Source organism: Mesorhizobium sp. M7D.F.Ca.US.004.03.1.1 (assembly GCF_003998635.1).
In the GTDB taxonomy this organism is placed as follows: domain Bacteria; phylum Pseudomonadota; class Alphaproteobacteria; order Rhizobiales; family Rhizobiaceae; genus Mesorhizobium; species Mesorhizobium loti.
The window spans coordinates 1-1,267 of the sequence record NZ_RZQG01001287.1; the positions used below are offsets into that span (position 1 = coordinate 1).

General features: G+C 63.1%; 1 protein-coding gene and 1 pseudogene. Both read left to right on the forward strand.

Annotated elements, in window-relative coordinates; translation table 11 throughout:
• Positions 1 to 1,128: HAMP domain-containing sensor histidine kinase (locus EN935_RS36390; protein WP_164771705.1), on the forward strand; the 1,128-nt coding region annotated here is incomplete at its 5' end.
• Positions 1,103 to 1,267: pseudogene (locus EN935_RS42520) on the forward strand (peptidoglycan-binding protein); the annotation flags it as partial. The gene EN935_RS36390 and the pseudogene EN935_RS42520, both read left to right, overlap by 26 nt.

Here is a 1,267-nt window from a genome sequence, read left to right on the forward strand (position 1 = left end):
GTTCTGGACGCTTCGCCAAAGGCACGCACGCTTTTGAAATTGCCGCCCGAACTGCTGTCCGGAAACGGCCTCTTCGACCGCGTCCATCTGTCGGATCGCGTCTCCTATCTCAGCGCCCTGGCTGACATGCGCGACGGCGCGCTGTCGCGCCGGCTCGAATTGCGCATCAGGCTGCCTCAGAACGGCAATGGCCTGGTCGCTGACAATTATCGGCCGTTCTCGCTCGATCTGGTGCGAGCTGAGGAACAGGGCGACGTCTTCACGCTTGTCCTGCGCGAGAATGACGAGATTGCCCGGCTACGCGAGGATCTAGCGGCGGCCAATGAGGCGGCCGCGTCCGCCGAGGTGGCGAAGGGGCGCTTCCTGGCGGTGGTCAGCCACGAATTGCGCACGCCGCTGAATGCCATTATCGGCTTCTCGGACATGCTGCTGCATGAAATGTTCGGCGCCTTCAAGGATCCGCGCCAGAAGGAATATGTCGGCCTGGTGCGGGATTCGGGCCAGCATCTGCTTGCCGTCGTGACCTCGATACTCGACGTGTCCAGGATTGAATCAGGCGTCTACGCGACCGAACCGGAGCCGTTCCGGTTCGCGGACGCGGTCGACATGTGCCAGTCGATGATGCAGCTGCAGGCGCAGGCCAAGAACATCGATCTGCAGGTGCAGATCGCGCCGGACGCCGGCGACATCAATGCCGATCAGCGTGCCGTGCAGCAGATGCTCATCAACCTCGTCTCCAATGCGATCAAGTTCACCCCCGATGGCGGCGATGTCGTCGTCGGCGCCAAGCGGATCGGTTCGCGCCTGCATTTCTGGGTCAGGGACACCGGCATCGGCATCGCCGAGGAGGATTTTGCCAATCTCGGCAAGCCCTTCATGCAGATCCAGAACGACTACACCCGCCGTTTCGAGGGGACCGGTCTCGGCCTGTCGCTGGTCAAGGGCCTGGTGGCGCTGCACGAAGGCACGATGTCCATCGAAAGCATGCCGGGCGAGGGCACCACGGTGACCATCAGCCTGCCGGTGAACGGACCGAAGGGGCATCAGGCGGAGAAGGCCGGCGTGCTGACGATGCCTGTGGCCATGGCGAAAGGGGACAGAAATGGCTCGCTCCGCAAAACAGCCTAAGGCGGTCAAGCGCCGCAGCAATGCCTTTCAGGACGGCGTCGTCGCCGTCGGCGGCATGATCTCGCGCAATCCTGTCCTGGTGGGCGGCTCGACGGCATTCCTGGTGACGTTGTTCTACGTTTCCGCCAATGCCTTGTGG